Genomic DNA, 15,700 nt, shown 5'->3' on the forward strand with positions numbered 1-15,700 from the left:
AACACATATCATGAAAAAATACATCCCCACAGTCCTAAAACACCTCACGTTCCTTGGAATTTGCACAGGGATCGCCTCCGCACAGATCTCCATCGAAACCGATGGCACCAACGCCGCCAACCTGACGAAGATCACCGTAGATGGCACCGAGTATACTTCCTTCATTGGTGCCACCGTGACACAATTCAGCATGTATGGTGACAATGGTAGAACGACACAAATCTACGCATCCGGCAGCAGCCCCCTTGTCGGAACTGATGCCCCAACTGTCTTGGAAGACAGCAGCCTAACTTCTGCCTACACTGCGTTGAGAAGTCTGGCATTCGACTTTGACAGCGCGGTTGTAAACCAGGCAGGGGCCGATATCTTTCTCTTCGAATTCAACCCTGCCGAGACCAGTTATCTGACACTGAACATAACTATCAACGGAACCACCATCAATTACGGAAGTTCCGGCAACCCCTTCGTGGACACCGGCTCGACGGGCACTTACCGACTCAGCCAAAGCCCATACTTGGATACTGCGAGCACGCTTCAGGAGCTGATCGACATCCCTTCCTTCACAACATATGGCAGTGAAAGCTCAGGCGCGATTGCCTATCTCGCGATCGACTTGACTGATTTCGGGATCGCCGACAACGCCACCATTTCGAGCATTTCGATTGCAGGCACAACAGTCGGAGATGGCCAATACGATATCTCCGGTCTTGTTGCCGTTCCAGAGCCTCGCTCACTTGCACTCATGCTTGGACTCTTCGGCTTGAGCATGATCGCACTTCGCCACCGCAATCGTTCGTAAACATTTCGACAGGGAAAAGCTGGAGGTGCAAATCCACGCCTCCAGCTTTTTTTTTGAAATGAAAAGCCCCCAAATCAATTTGGCATCTGCGGCTTTGATCGCATCGGCATTCAATCATGACGCACTCGAAGTCCTTCGCACTACCGACGTGGTCAAACGACAGAACCCGTAATGCTACTGGACGCGATGAAACAAAAAATTAAAATAGGTCAAATCGGAACCGGGCACCTGCATGCATATAAGATCGGGGCTTTGAAACTACACCCGGATGTCTTTGAAATCGTCGGAGTCGCCGAAGATGATCCCGCACGACGTCAAGCCGCCCAGCAGCACCCGGCCTATCAGGGCTTGGACTGGACTCGGAGCGATGAGTTGCTAGCCATGCCGCACTTGGACGCCATTCTTGTCGAAGTCGAAGAGCATGATACCGTCCAAGTCGCCATGCGTTGTGTCCAGGCAGGGAAGCATCTACATGTAGACAAGCCCGGCGGGGAGTCACTCGCCTCCTTTAAAGCGCTGCTGCAGGAAGCGCAAAAACGACAGCGGATCATTCAAATGGGCTACATGTATCGTAACAGCCCGGTGATTGAATTCTGCCTGAAAGCCGTGCGGGAGGGGCTGGTCGGCAAGGTATTTTCAATCGACTCGACCATGAGCCGCTACGACGGGGAAGACTTCCGCCAAACCATGAAAAGCTTCCAAGGTGGCGCAGCTTACATTTTCCTATGCCACCTGATCGACATCACTGTCAATCTGATGGGTAAACCGGATGAAGTCATTCCTTTGTCGACCTGCACGAAGGACGACGGCGTCGTAGATAACGGCTTTGCCGTGCTGACATTTCCAGGAGGCTGCACGGCTTCTTTGCGAACGACAATTGTCGAAGTTGATGGTTTCTCACGACGGAACCTGGTAATCTGTGGTGATCGTGGCACGATCATCGTCCAGCCACTAGAGTTGGAGGGTAACCGAGCAGGTGGGCGCATCTTTCTCAATCTACGCGAAGCAAGCGGTGACTTTCATGCAGGACTTCAGGAAATCCCCCAGCCTCCCCTACGAGACCGCTATGAGGACCAATTGCTTGAATTTGCAAGTATCGTGCGAGGCGAGATCGAAAACCCGTATCCCTACTCACACGAATTACTCGTGCAGCAATGCCACCTCCAAGCCTGCGGGTATTCTATTTAGAAACTTCCGTCCTCATGCCGATGAGATTTGAAAGCAGGATCGCTATTTCAACAGCCGACTCATCCGACATCAGTTTACTACGCGGCAATACATCATCTTATCAACGAAGCTCACAAGCGGAGCGATTACTAATAAAGTGAAACAGAATTCTCACCTATGACACGAAAAACCATAACCTTTACAGCAGAGCGCCAAGTTGAGCTATTGGAATCTCAACTACGTCCCTTGCACGAAGATGAGGTTCTTGTTTCCAACGAGGTATCCGCTATCAGTGCCGGAACAGAACGAGCCTGCCTGCTCGACCTACCGAATCTCGGCGACTCGCCTCCGTGCGATTTCCCGAAAGTAACTGGCTACAGCGGGGTCGGCCGTGTCGTTGATACCGGCAAACAAATCAATAGTGTCCAACCGGGAGACCGGGTGCTCACCCATTGGGGCAGCGGACATTCCAATTATAATTATATTACCGAGGCAAACCTGCTTAAAATCGAGGATGACTCGCTGCCTTCCAAACATGCCGTTTTTGCCGTTATCGCGGGCTTTTCCCTTAACGGTCTGCGCAAGACTCGCCTTGAGATCGGTGAGAGTGCCGCAGTCATCGGCTTGGGTATCCTAGGCTTATTTTCCGTAGCACTGTGCCGGATCGCTGGCGCCACTCCGGTCATCGCTTCCGACTTGAGCCACGCCCGCCGAGAGACGGCACTCGCACTCGGCGCAGACCATGCCCTCGATCCGACGGCTCGCGACTACATTGATCGAGTGAAAAGCATTTCCCGCGGCGGAGTAAACGCCACAATCGAAGTCTCCGGACAATCCATCGCCTTGCAACAAGCCCTGAATTTTGCCGCCCTCTTTGGGCGCATTTCCTTACTGGGCTGCACACGTGTCTCCGACAGTTCCATCGACTATTACCAGCAGGTGCACCGCCCTGGTATTGAAATTATTGGAGCGCATACCAATGCCCGCCCGAAAAAGGAGTCACGCCCTCATTCGTGGACTTGGAAAGACGATGCCGCCGCCCTCCTGCGCTTCATGTCAGACGGCCGACTGGACATGACAAAAATATTTACCACAGCCTACTCGCCTGAGGCCGCAGTGTCCATCTACCAGAAACTAGCCGATGCACCCAATGACTTTCCTGTGGGTGCCGTATTCGATTGGAAACAAATATCCGTATAACCAAGCACAGGGCAGCTACTGACTGAAAGACATCTTTAATATGAAAGCCGTTATAATTGATAATAACAAAAACCTGGTCTGGTCGGAGGTCCCCGATCCCGTAGCCAAGGAATATGAGATTCTCGTGGAAGTGCATGCCGCGGCACTCAACCGCGCCGATTTAATGCAGCGCGAAGGGAATTATCCGCCGCCTCCCGGTTGGCCTGAATGGCCAGGTCTGGAAGTCGCCGGAGTTGTGCTGGAGGCGCCTGCAAATTGTCGTTGGAAGGTCGGCGATACAGTCTGTGCGTTGCTGGGTGGAGGCGGATATGCCGAGAAAGTCGCCGTGCCTGTCGATATGGCCTTACCGGTTCCAAGAGGTCTATCCATGGCGGAGGCTGCCGCGATACCGGAAGCCTTTGCGACATCTTACTTAAACCTGTGCATCGAAGGTGGTATGAAAAAGGGAGATACGGTCTTCATTCAAGCCGGAGCGAGTGGCCTGGGCATGGCGGCAATTCAATTAGCCAAGGCACTGGGTGCCGAGGTCGTGACCACCGTCGGATCAGAGGAAAAGGAGAAATTTGTTCGCGAACTCGGTGCTGACGTGGTGATCAATCGTAGAAAAGAAAACATCGCCGCCGTTCTCGCCAAGCATCCGGTCAATGTCGCGATGGACTGCGTCGCCGGACCGAACCTCGGCCCCTGTCTAGAGACAATGGCACATGGGGGCCGTTGGATCGTCATCGCCACGCTCGGCTCTCCTCTAAGTGAATTGAACATGCTCGATTTCTTTAAACGAGGCGTAAAACTAATCGGGAGCACACTACGCAGCCGCTCCAGCGAGACCAAGGGACGTATTTTGGGTGAGCTCGAACAGAAGCTCTGGGATTCCTTTTCAACCGGCAAGATTAAGGCCCTGATCCACGAAACTCTCCCTATGTCCGAAGCAGAAGCCGCCCATGCGATACTGGAACGGCAGGAAAACCTCGGTAAAGTCGTGCTGACATGCAAGCCCTAAACCAAATCTAGAGACTGAACAGATTGAACATGTCAGAGACTTACAAAGATCCTAATCAAACTATTGAAGCACGCATCGCGGACTTGATGAGCCGCATGACATTAGAGGAAAAGGTCGGCCAGCTCTTACAGTTGGATGGCGGACGCGGCGACCTCGATGAGCTGATCTTTGAAAAGCAAGTTGGCTCGCTCCTTCATATTCAAGGAGAACGCGCCAGCCAAGCAATTGATAAGGCAGCTAACACTCGCCTAGGAATACCGCTGTTGATAGGCGACGACTGTATTCACGGACACTCGTTCTGTGAGGGGGCGACGATCTTTCCGACCCAGCTGGCCATGGCCTGTAGTTGGAACAGGGAATTAATTGAAGAAGCCGCCAGGATCACGGCAAAGGAAGTCGCAGTCACCGGCATCAAATGGACCTTCTCTCCCGTGCTTTGCCTGACGCGCGATCTGCGCTGGGGACGTGTCGGCGAAACCTTCGGCGAAGATCCGTATCTGATCGGCGAATTTGCCTGTGCCATGATTCGGGGCTACCAGGGCGATGGTCTCGGTGCGCCTGACGCCATTCTTGCCTGTGCCAAGCATTACGCAGGCTACTCGGAGACCCAAGGCGGCCGGGATGCCTCGGAGGCCGATCATAGCCAGCGTAAACTTCGTTCCTACTTCCTGCCCCCCTTTGAAAAAGCCGCCCGCAATGGATGCCTGACCTTTATGACGGGCTACCAATCAATCGATGGCGTGCCTTCCACCGCCAGCCGCTGGCTGCTGCACGATGTGCTCAAAGAAGAATGGGGATTCCAGGGCATTCTCGTCACCGACTGGGACAATGTCGGCCGGATGCATTGGGAGCAGAAAATCGTGCCGGACATGACCGAAGCATCTGCGGTCGCCATCCAAAGCGGCAACGACCTCATCATGTCCACCCCCGGATTCCTCGAAGGCGCACTGGAGGCATGTCGCACCGGTCGAATCAAAGAAGCTGAGATCGATGCCGTTGTGTATCGAATTCTCTCGCTGAAATTCAAGATGGGCTTGTTTGAAAACCCGGGCAAACCGGACCCACTCAAGCAAATCGAAGTGGTGGGCTGCGAAGCGCACCGTGAACTCAATTTAAAACTGGCCCGGCGATCGATCGTGCTGCTGCAGAACGACGGGACTCTGCCCCTACAGGCCGAATCACTCAACAAGATCGCCGTCATCGGCCCGAATGCGGATGACCAGCACGCTCAACTCGGCGATTGGGCAGGCGCAAGCGGGCAAGTCGAATGGCTCCCCAACGGCCATCCCCGCGAGTGCACCAAGACTGTCTTGGATGGCATTCGCGAACTCGCGCCTGAAGGCTGTGAAATTCTTTACGAAAAAGGCGCTGAAATTTCCGAGTATAAGGATGTGACGGTCGATGATTACGACGACGGTCAGGTAAAGCGTCGCATGCGTTGCTCCGTCCCACCCGATGCCGCACAGATACAAGCGGCATCCGAAGCTGCAGCACAAGCCGACATTACAGTTGTCGTGATCGGCGACGACCGCTCGCTGACAGGCGAGCAGCGCTCGACCGCGACACTCGAGCTTCAAGGTGGCCAGCTCGCACTGCTTGATGCATTGGCAAAAGTAGATACCAAGCTGATCGTCGTCTTGATTAACTCGAAACCACTCACCCTGCCACCGGCGGTCCAGAATGCATGTGCGATTATCGAAGCATTCAACCCCGGCATGATGGGTGGTCAGGCGATCGCAGAGGCGATCTATGGTAAGATCAATCCATCCGGCAAACTCACGGTTTCCATCCCCTACCATGTCGGGCAGCAGCCGGTTTATTACAGTCAAGTTCGTGGTCAACACGGCGACCGCTACGCTGACTCGACCCAGCAAGCTCATTTCCCCTTCGGCTTCGGACTCAGCTATACAAAATTTGAATACAGCGGCTTAAAAATCCTGGATGAATCTCCGCTGCCCCGGACCGGGTCTTTACGATTCAGTGTCCATGTAAAAAACACAGGCAACTGTGCCGGTCGGGAAACCGTGCAGGCATACATCTCCGATCTGGTTACCTCGGTGACTTGGGTGAATAAAGAACTGAAAGCATTCACTCAGGTAGACCTGGAAGCGGGCGAGGGAAAGGAAGTCGAGTGGGAGATCCCCATCACTGATTGCAGCATCGTCAACGTAAACTGTGAGCGTGTCGTCGAACCGGGTGAGTTCGAACTCAAAGTCGGTGGCAGCAGCTTGGAGCGGGATCTACTCAAAACGAAATTCTCCGTGGCCTAACGGACTACAAACGAAACGCACCACACATTATTTGATATCATGAAGCGATACACCCCCTTTCTTTTCTTATTACTGTTCACCAGCTATGCGGTGGCTCAAAGCGCAGCTACAGTCACTCCGGAATCCGATGCTGCCGGCACCATCGACTGGGTCGCCGAAGTCTTCAAGGGCGGGGTGACTTCAGTCGTCCTGCTCTTGGTTGGTTTTGCCGGCATTGTCTTCTTCATCGAGCGTTTAATCGTGATCCGTGCGGCTAATTTCCTTCCAGCTAAGCTTGAGCAGGACATTAAACTCTATGCAGTTCAATCGGACTTCGAATCGATTCAACAGGTTAGCAACAAGTCGAACAGCGTCCTCGGGAATATCGGCGAATACATCGCCAAGCACACACACATTCCTTTTGAAATTTTATCGTTTGGGGTCACCGACACGATTGGTCGCACAGTGTCACGGCAACATCAGCGCACCTATCCGCTGGCGGTCGTCGCAACCATTTCCCCCCTGCTCGGTCTGCTCGGCACAATTATCGGCATGATTGAATCCTTCCAAAAAGTGGCACTCATGGGTGATACCGGTGATGCCTCCGTGCTCGCCGATTCGATCGGTAAAGCACTGATAACAACAGCTCTGGGCCTCATCATTGCGATTCCCTCACTCGCAAGCTACCACTTCTTCAAGTCCCGGGTAAACAGTTATGGGATTCGTCTGGAGGAAATGGTCGACGTGCTCATGTCTCCCTGGCTCCATCCGGAAGAGAAGGTGGATGAAACGTCAGAATAGATGACAAGGTCCCCCACATTGTTACGGCCCAGTGCCCGGAATCCACAATCGAAGGTCGCCACAATCCGACGTTTGCGGCGAAGGCGTCGCAGCGACTCCGATGTCGAGGTCGACCTTTCTCCACTCATCGACTGTGTCTTCCTGCTTCTGATCTTCTTTCTGGTCACGAGCATGCTCAAGAAATTGGAAAAACAAATTCCGGTCGTATTGCCGGACTACACGGTCGCGCTGGCTCCCGTAGCGGAAAGCGAAGTCATTATTTACGCGATTACGCAGGACAAAGGTATCCTGCGGGCAAACAACGGCAAACGTTCGATCGAAGGACTGAGTTATCATCGAGTCGATTCATTTGAAGCCGACCTGAAGCAGCTGAGCGAAATGAGAGGAACCGACGTGGAGATCCGGATTGACGCCGAACGTGAAGTCCCCGTGCAAACCGTAGTGGATACGCTGGACACACTCGCCATGGAAGGTTTTGAAAAAGTCGGAGTGCGCCTGCGACACCGGGAGAAAGAATATTTTGATCTCAGGAAGGGGGAATCCAAGTAATGCCGCGCAACACCTACAAGGATGATGAGGATGTCGCGCTCAGCATGTCCCCCCTGATCGACTGTGTCTTTCTACTCTTAATATTCTTTCTCGTCACGACCATGCTCAAAAAGGACGTGCACGAAGTCGAGCACCTCAATCTACCCATTTCCCGATCTTCCCTCGAAGTGCCTCCAGACGAGTCAATGCTCCCCATCGCAATCGACGCAGAAGGAGAGCTCTACCTGGAAGGTGAGCCAACCACCATCGGACAGCTTCTCGAAGAGTTGAAGATCATCGAACAAAATGATCCCGCACGGCGCATTCGTCTGGATACCGACGAGAATACCCCGTTCTACCGCTTGGTCGAAGTTCTCGACGCTCTCAGCTTCCGTAACCTGCGTAATGTCGGCGTGCGCACCTACCATGAGAAATACGATTCATGAGCAGCCCCCTTACCAGCCGGACTCCACTTAAAGTCGCCCTAGCGATCGCCAGCCTGCTTATCGGAGGTTTCTCCATCGCGCTGCTCTTGAACGAAGATCTTCGACACTACACAGCCGGTCAGATTGAGGAGATCACCACTCCTGACGGCGAAAAAGTCAAACGGGTCAAAATTGAGAAGCCGGAACCGAATAAAGATCAAGTCCTAGAGATATCGCGGAATCAGGAACGCAAGAAGCGGGAAGAATTGAAAGAGACAGCCAAGGCGCTGCGCGAAACAGTGCTCCAAATAGAAGAAGTGGTTGAGGCAAAGAAGCAGCTCAAGGACACACCGGAAACGGAATGGGAGAAAATGGTCAAACAGGCCGAATCACTCCAAAGCGAGGCTGTAGGATTTTTTGAAGAGCTGAGTCGCGAGGAGATGCCGGACAACCTGCATTCCGCTCAGCCGGAAGCGGAGCACATTGCTCAGCTCGCCACACAATACGGCGACCTCATGCATCATCTAAGCCAGAAATCGGTAAGCCAGGAAGAAGTCGACAATGCCGTGCAATCCGCACGCAATTTAATGCGGGAAGCTAAGGGCTTTGGGAGCCAATTCGCCAAAGTTGCCAACCAGGCCGTTCCAGAAGACCAGAAAGCCGCAGAAGCCCTTAAAGATGAGCTCAAAGGATTTATTGTGCAGGCAGAAACGCACTTCAAAGAAATGGCCAGATTTGCGCGGACACCCTATGCGACAGAAGAACAAGCGAACAATCCAGAGCAGGATGATTTAGCCGAAAAGAATTCTCAAAAAAACGATCAGCTCGATCAAGATTCGGTCCCTCCAAGCAACACGCAACTCCCCAGCGACCAAGAACTCGAAGAAGCCAATACTGCTGAGCTCTACAAACAAATTCAGGAGATGGCAAAACGGGTCGATGAAAGCTTTACAGAAGGCCAGGCAACCGACCTGGCAAACCGCAAAGATCTCTCCATGCAACAAGCCCGGGACGAAGTCTTTCAGCCTGTAACGGAGATGGGCCCCAACCTGGAAGACGCGCTCAAAAAGAACCTGCCCTCCACGCGTAAAGAGTTTCAGTCCTTCAATAAAGCACTGAATGAAGCCGCAAGTGCCGCGCAACAGATGGCCCGCACGGCCAAGAACCGGGAAGAAGCTCTAACAGGTGAAAGCATACAGCTATCCGGCGAGGAAACGGACAAAAATAAAGACCAGCTAAAGTCCCAACTCAGGCAGCAAAACAAGATCCAAGCCAAAATGACTCTCCTCGCCCAGAACAGTGGACGCGAAAGCGGCAACGTGCAGGACATGCGGATGCTGATGGCTGAAAATTACTCGATCGCAGAAGTCAGTAATCAGAACAGCAGTGAAGATCTCGGATTTGGAATCCCCATCAGCCCTACCTATAAATCAGCCATGAAGCAGAGCACATTACCGTCTCAAGCCACTCTGGACACGAGACGCACAATGGCTCAAGCAATCCCCGGTCGCCGCCTCGACATGAAGTCCCCCCGGCAGGGTTGGATTTTTCTCGACACTTGGTATGTCATAGGCCCCTGGGAACGACCCCAAGAAGGAAAACCGTTTGAGGTCGAGTTTCCTCCTGAAGCATTCCTGGACTTGGATGCGACCTACTCAGGGAAGATCCCCCCCGGAAGAAATGAACCGATGAAACTCGAATGGCGATTTGTTCAAACAGAAAACATCCGCATAAACCCGCCAGACGAGATCCACGAAGCGGTTTATTACGGCTTCACCGAGGTGTTTTGCGAAACTGCGATGGAAGTCACCATCGCGATTGCCAGCGACGATATGGCCAAGTTATGGATCAATGGACTTGTCGTCTTTGAAGACGAGGGCCTGTCGCGTTGGAGTCTGGACGAAGGTTTTCGGACAATCCTCTTAAAACCCGGCTACAATAAAGTGTTGGTTCGTGTCGAGAATGGTCCGAGAGATTGCTACTTTTCAGTCCTCATGTGCCCCACTGACGCCTTGCAGGATTAGACGTTGGCTCACAGTATTGGCGAATCATATGGATACTACCCCATCTCAAGCTGCTAATTTTCATGACTACAGCTCACCGGTCGATCACTTTCGCTGGCAGGATCTACCAGTTGAGAGCTTTGCCGGGACACATGACTTGATAGGACTGGGACCATGGGGACCATATGGGAAACGTTATTTTGGGCTGAGTTACCTGCCCGGACCGTCCGGCGTCCGCATTGATATTATAGTCGCTTTGGAACTACATCGAAGAAGCATTTCCATTCCACATGCGATCAAAGAGTCCGGTTATTTACCATGGAGTGCAAATGAAGACCTATCGAACTACAGTTACCGGCAGCAGATACTCGCGAAAGACCAGCTCTACGCGGATGTGAAATTCAAGCGCTGCGAAGAAGACGCCTATCAAATCGAAGTTAACTGGACCAACAATACCCCGCTGAATCGCGATGTCCGCCTACACCTTTGTGTCGGCCTACAAGCCTTAGCTGAAGGTGCATGGCAGCCCCAAACAATCGATGCCGTCGATGTTGCATTACCTTCAGGGGCCGACTGGGTGGATGCTCTGGACTACATTTCGTCAAACTTCGGATGCAGTCCGGCACCGGGACTGAATGCGGATGGCCGAAAACAAGGAGAGTGCGTGCAGGACGGCTTTGTTGGGGGCCTCGGTATAGAATGGCCGGCAGGCAATCGGCAGCACAAAGTTGACTATGCCTTCCCCGGAAACTGCGGGCGCAAACTGCAAGTGCGCTATAAAGCGTCTCAAAAAAGAACTATACAAATTCACACAGGCACGACAGTGCACAGCCTGGAATTACCCGAAAGCAGATGTGCATCCCTGTCGCCAGTTATTGAGCTGCCAGGTAATTGTGAGAGCATCTCGATTCAATCTGAAATGGCAGAAGGTCTTCGTCTTGACGGCCTCCATATTTACAATGCCGACCCTCCTATTTACTCAAAGCGCTCAAATGGGTTTGGGGCTCTAAAACAGCAGCATAAAGGTAAGGCCTCTCTGCACTGGGAGAATCTTCCCGGAGAACTGGAACTCGAACTGGGTGAGGAGACATTTAATCGCAGCTATTCAGGAGATCTGGAACAGGCTCTACTATTAGGCATGCACAATCATGTCAGCCCGCAGCTCTCAGCACCGGGCGTAGGCTATTATCACGATTTCATCTTCCCGAAATGCCGACTCTCAGCCCATAGCTCCGTCCGTCACGAATATATCGTCCGGTGGAAGAACGGCCAGGCTCAGCTTCATTCGCGATCGACTCATTCCGAGATCCACGCCAACCATCAGCCCGACCTCGAAGGTGCCGAAAAACTTCGTTTTGGCGTGGATCGCCTGGCTGCCACCTTGCTAACGAACCTCGTCTATCCGGTCCGTATCAAAGGGAGTGTCATCCGCCACTTCCCACCCGGACGCTGGTGGGATATGCTTTACACATGGGACTGCGGCTTCATCGGGCTCGGGCTCGGAGAGATCGCACCACGAAGAGCCGTTGAAATACTGAATACTTATGTAACCGAACCGGGAGACCCCGATTGCGCTTACATACAACACGGCTCGCCTGTTCCGGTTCAGCATTATCTCTACTTTGACCTATGGCAGAAAACCCAAGACCGTAACCTGCTTGCGTTTTTCTACCCTCGGCTAGCGCAGTTTCTACGTTACATTGCTGGCTTGGATGAGCGCTCGCCGATGCGTCCGTTCAAGAATTCGTTGATATCGAGCTGGCCTCTTTTCTACAACTCGGGCGGTTGGGACGACTATCCGCCTCAGTACTATCTGCATAATTTAGGCGATGAATATGAACTGCGTAACCGAACGGCGCCAATGGTTATGTCGAGTCATGTGGCTGCCGCTGCGGATATAATGGCGATGGCTGCTCGTGAACTGAATGAAGATCCGAGCGAGTGGGAGAACCTAGCGGAGAGCTTATCCGCCGACATGGACGCCTATGCCTGGGACCCGGAAAGCGGACTTTATGGATATCTCGAACACACCCATGATGGGACGCCTTTAAAGATTTTGAGCCACGATCCCAGCGGGCAAAGCTACAACCTCGGACTCGACGGTGCAATGCCTCTGCTAACAGGTCGAATCAACTCCGAAAGAGCAATCAGGATTCTCAAGATATTAGCTGATACAGAACGCTTCCTGACCCCCTTAGGATTATCGACAGTGGATCAAACGGCCCCCTATTACCAGAGCGACGGCTATTGGAACGGCGCAACTTGGATTCCATATCAATATATTTTTTGGAAAGTGTCACTCGATGCAGGTGATAGCGAATTTGCCCGCAAGTTAGCTTTACGTGTCCTTCGCAGCTATAACCGTGAAACAGAAGACAGCTATTGTTGCTTCGAGCACTTCATGAACGACAGCGGCCGTGGTGCCGGCTGGCACCACTTTGGAGGACTCTCCTCTCCAATCATCAACTTTTTTGCAGCGTATTTCCGGCCTGGTCGAATCAATACCGGGTTTCGTGCTTGGTTGCATTCCCAGAAGTGGGAACCCGAGTTCAACGGGGTGCGATTTGAAGTAAGCACTCTCATGACCACGCATACCAATACGCCTGTAGTGCTGGTTACGATCAACCCAAAATCCAAGGTCAGTATTACAATTAATGATCAACCGGTCGAGTGTGCACAAACCATTCCAGGCCTGTTGGAGCTTCCACTGCGCAGTGACACAAAACGGCAAAAAGTTGAAATTCTAGGCAGATAGGCAAAATCATATATAAAGGACGAAGCCTTCACGCTACATCCAGATCGAAACCTTCATTTGCCCTAGAAATAATTGACGATGCAGAATGTGCACAACTCACACCAGAGTCACACCACCCAATTCCACAGAGCAGGATTGACTTAAACGGAGGTCCGTCGATGAACGGCCAATGTGCACGATAAACTCCCCCGGTTCTGCGAACCAGTCCATCAGCTGCTCATCAAAGAAGGACAAGTCCCGAAGCGTAAGTTCGAACTCAACTTCACATTTCTCACCTGGATCAATCTGGACTTTTTTGAAGCCTTTAAGTTCCATTTTGGGTCGACTGACCGAGGCTTCGACATCTTCGAGATATAACTGAACAACCTCTTTCGCAGAGACGGCCCCGTTGTTTTTCACCTCAACACTGGCCTTAAGTACAACATCTCCATCGAAGGGCATCACAGTTAGATTATCATATTCAAAGCATGCATACGAAAGACCGAATCCGAAAGCAAAGAGCGGCTTGATCGATTCGCTCACGTAGTAGCGATACCCCACATTCAAACCCTCCGCATAAACACTTTTATCAAAACCGTAGCTTCCTATCGAATGCGCAGGACATTCTCCCAGACTGTTCGGAAAAGTCACAGGAAGCCGGCCACTCGGCACAACGTCACCAAATAGGATTTCTGCAGCCGCATGACCGCCTTCCATCCCGGCATACCACGTCCATAAAATGGCTTTAGCCCGATCCACCCACGGCATCAAAACCGGAGCGCCCGCAGTTAGCACAACTACGGTATTAGGATTCACGCCCAATAGCGCTTCGATCAATTCATCTTGCCGATCCGGCAAGTTCAAGTGCTGGCGGTCTTTACCTTCAAGGTCCTCCCGGTGCGTCAGTCCTCCACAATAGATCACCGCATCCGATTTCTTCGCGAGGGCAACTGCTTCTTCAAGTCCGGATGCCTGTTCGTTCTGATTCGCCCAGACAGGAACCCAACCAAAGTGCAGACACTCCATATCTCCACTCATCTTGTATGTGAGCTCAATCGTATATGTTCTCCCAGTTTCAAAATAGCGATCGGCGGTGCGCTTGGCACGCTGATTCAAACCATAGGTGTTGATCAATTCCACACCATCTACGGAGAGGATCACATAGCCGTCGGTCACACAACCGAGCACAAAGTCGCCACTCTCCGGGACCGTCAACTCTGCCCGGAATATAGCTGAATGGTTGTCGATCTCGATCCCAGCCGGAGGCAAAAAACTATCCACGTCAAAAGACGGTGCCTCACTGTATTCTTGCACAACTGCCGGACCAACCAACTCACAGTTCTCATAATAGCTCAGGCTCCACCCCTTCACTCCGGTGCCGGCATCGACCGTCGACAAATACTCCGTGCTGATCGGCGACAACCCTTCCCCCGCACCACTGTATCCGGGTGCGTATTGAACGACCACGGAGTCCCCGAGTAATTCACGGATACCTTCAAGCATGGTGACTTCATATGGACACTTCACCGCCGAACTGTTACCTCCATTGGAATGCCGCGTCACCGCATTCTGACCAATCACAGCGAGTGTTTTGATCGATTCTCTCTCCAAAGGCAGAACATTACCCTCGTTCTTCAACAAAACCATGGCTTCGCGTGCCGTCTCCCTCGCAATGCTTTGATGCAGCTCCGTATTACGTGCCCCCCGCTTACGCTCGGGGTCAAATGCACCCACTAGAAAAAGCACCCGTAAAATGCGACGAACTTTGTCATCCAATTGCTCGATCGAAAATGCGCCGGACCTCAAGCCATCCAAAAAAGGATTAGCCAAGTAGTAATCATCATAGGACTTATTAGTTCCCATTTCCAGATCCATGCCAAACTCAACAGCCTCCGCCGTGTCATGCACGCCGGCCCAATCACTCAAGAATACACCTTCAAATCCCCACTCACCCTTCAGTATTGAGTTCACTAAATATTTGTGGTGACAGCAATATTGCCCACGGAATTTATTATAGGCACCCATCACGGTGAGCACGTTCCCCTCTTTCACTGCGGCTTCAAATGCGGGCAAGTAGATTTCCCTCAAGGTTCGCTCGTCCATCTCCACATCAGTTGCATCCCGATTCAGTTCCTGACTGTTCGCAGCAAAGTGTTTTGCGCAGGCAGCGGTATCTTCTGCTTGAATCCCCCGCACCGCGGCAACCGCCAAGCATGCATTCAGGAAAGGGTCCTCACTGTAGTATTCAAAATTCCGGCCACAAAGCGGCGTCCGTATGATATTGAAGCCCGGCCCCAGAATAGCGTCCTTACCACGATCCCGAGCTTCGGCCCCCAAAACTTGCCCACATTGCATGATTAGATCCACATTCCAAGTGGCTGCCTGAGCCGTTCCTGTCGGTAAATAGGTGCTGTGGTCATCATCCCAGCCCGCCGGTTCCCAACTGTCCTTACTGATTTCCTGACGAACGCCATGTGGCCCGTCGGACAATTCCATTGCCGGTATACCGAGTCGCTCGATCCCTGAATTACCAAACTTTGTCGTTGCGTGACATAGCGATACTTTTTCTTCGCAGGTTAATTGACTGAGCAGGTCTTCGACGAATGCGTCAACAAGCTCTTCTCTTCTTTCAAACTGAGTCATAGCGGAAAATCGGAACGAATCGTTCTTCACAAGGAACGAGATCGGCACGATAAAAACGAAAATAGGGAACTTAAGCTAGCTTAAGTTCCCTATTTTCAAAACTCCGTACGTTTTTACAAAACAAACGATGAACCGGGATACGACCAATAAG

11 protein-coding genes are annotated in these 15,700 nt (G+C 52.2%); 10 read left to right on the top strand and 1 reads right to left on the bottom strand.

Annotated elements, in window-relative coordinates; genetic code table 11:
- Positions 1-10: 10 nt before the first annotated feature.
- The 10 genes from O2597_RS07075 to O2597_RS07120 all read left to right on the top strand — a co-directional run bounded on the left by O2597_RS07075 (position 11) and on the right by O2597_RS07120 (position 12,927).
- A complete protein-coding gene (locus tag O2597_RS07075) occupies positions 11-799 on the top strand; it encodes a hypothetical protein (RefSeq protein ID WP_269523593.1) in 789 nt (262 codons plus the stop codon).
- A 186-nt stretch (positions 800-985) separates the two neighbouring features.
- Positions 986-1,987, top strand: a complete 1,002-nt coding sequence (locus O2597_RS07080) for a Gfo/Idh/MocA family protein (protein ID WP_269523595.1) — start codon at positions 986-988, stop codon at positions 1,985-1,987.
- Between the two features lie 156 nt (positions 1,988-2,143).
- On the top strand, positions 2,144-3,166 hold the full coding sequence (locus O2597_RS07085) for a zinc-dependent alcohol dehydrogenase (RefSeq protein ID WP_269523597.1): 1,023 nt from the start codon (positions 2,144-2,146) through the stop codon (positions 3,164-3,166).
- Between the two features lie 40 nt (positions 3,167-3,206).
- A complete protein-coding gene (locus O2597_RS07090; RefSeq protein WP_269523599.1) occupies positions 3,207-4,166 on the top strand; it encodes an NAD(P)H-quinone oxidoreductase in 960 nt (319 codons plus the stop codon).
- 29 nt (positions 4,167-4,195) lie between these two features.
- Positions 4,196-6,436 carry a glycoside hydrolase family 3 N-terminal domain-containing protein gene (locus O2597_RS07095; protein ID WP_269523601.1) on the top strand — a complete coding sequence of 747 codons (2,241 nt, stop codon included), beginning with the start codon at positions 4,196-4,198 and terminating at the stop codon, positions 6,434-6,436.
- Positions 6,437-6,475: 39 nt separating this feature from the next.
- Entirely contained in the window at positions 6,476-7,216 is a 741-nt protein-coding gene (locus O2597_RS07100) for a MotA/TolQ/ExbB proton channel family protein (RefSeq protein ID WP_269523602.1), read from the top strand.
- A gap of 18 nt (positions 7,217-7,234) precedes the next feature.
- Complete coding sequence (locus O2597_RS07105) at positions 7,235-7,765, top strand: ExbD/TolR family protein (RefSeq protein WP_269523604.1); 531 nt, start codon at positions 7,235-7,237, stop codon at positions 7,763-7,765.
- A complete protein-coding gene (locus tag O2597_RS07110) occupies positions 7,765-8,190 on the top strand; it encodes an ExbD/TolR family protein (protein WP_269523606.1) in 426 nt (141 codons plus the stop codon). The genes O2597_RS07105 and O2597_RS07110 overlap by 1 nt, the downstream gene beginning before the upstream one ends.
- Positions 8,187-10,193, top strand: a complete 2,007-nt coding sequence (locus O2597_RS07115; RefSeq protein WP_269523608.1) for a hypothetical protein — start codon at positions 8,187-8,189, stop codon at positions 10,191-10,193. Before O2597_RS07110 ends, O2597_RS07115 begins: the two co-directional genes overlap by 4 nt.
- 28 nt (positions 10,194-10,221) lie before the next feature.
- Positions 10,222-12,927, top strand: a complete 2,706-nt coding sequence (locus O2597_RS07120) for an MGH1-like glycoside hydrolase domain-containing protein (protein WP_269523609.1) — start codon at positions 10,222-10,224, stop codon at positions 12,925-12,927.
- 96 nt (positions 12,928-13,023) lie between these two features.
- Here O2597_RS07120 and O2597_RS07125 read toward each other — a convergent pair whose 3' ends face one another.
- A complete protein-coding gene (locus tag O2597_RS07125) occupies positions 13,024-15,549 on the bottom strand; it encodes a glycoside hydrolase family 3 C-terminal domain-containing protein (protein WP_269523610.1) in 2,526 nt (841 codons plus the stop codon).
- Between the last annotated feature and the right edge of the window lie 151 nt (positions 15,550-15,700).

Source organism: Coraliomargarita parva (genome assembly GCF_027257905.1).
Lineage (GTDB): Bacteria > Verrucomicrobiota > Verrucomicrobiia > Opitutales > Coraliomargaritaceae > Coraliomargarita_A > Coraliomargarita_A parva.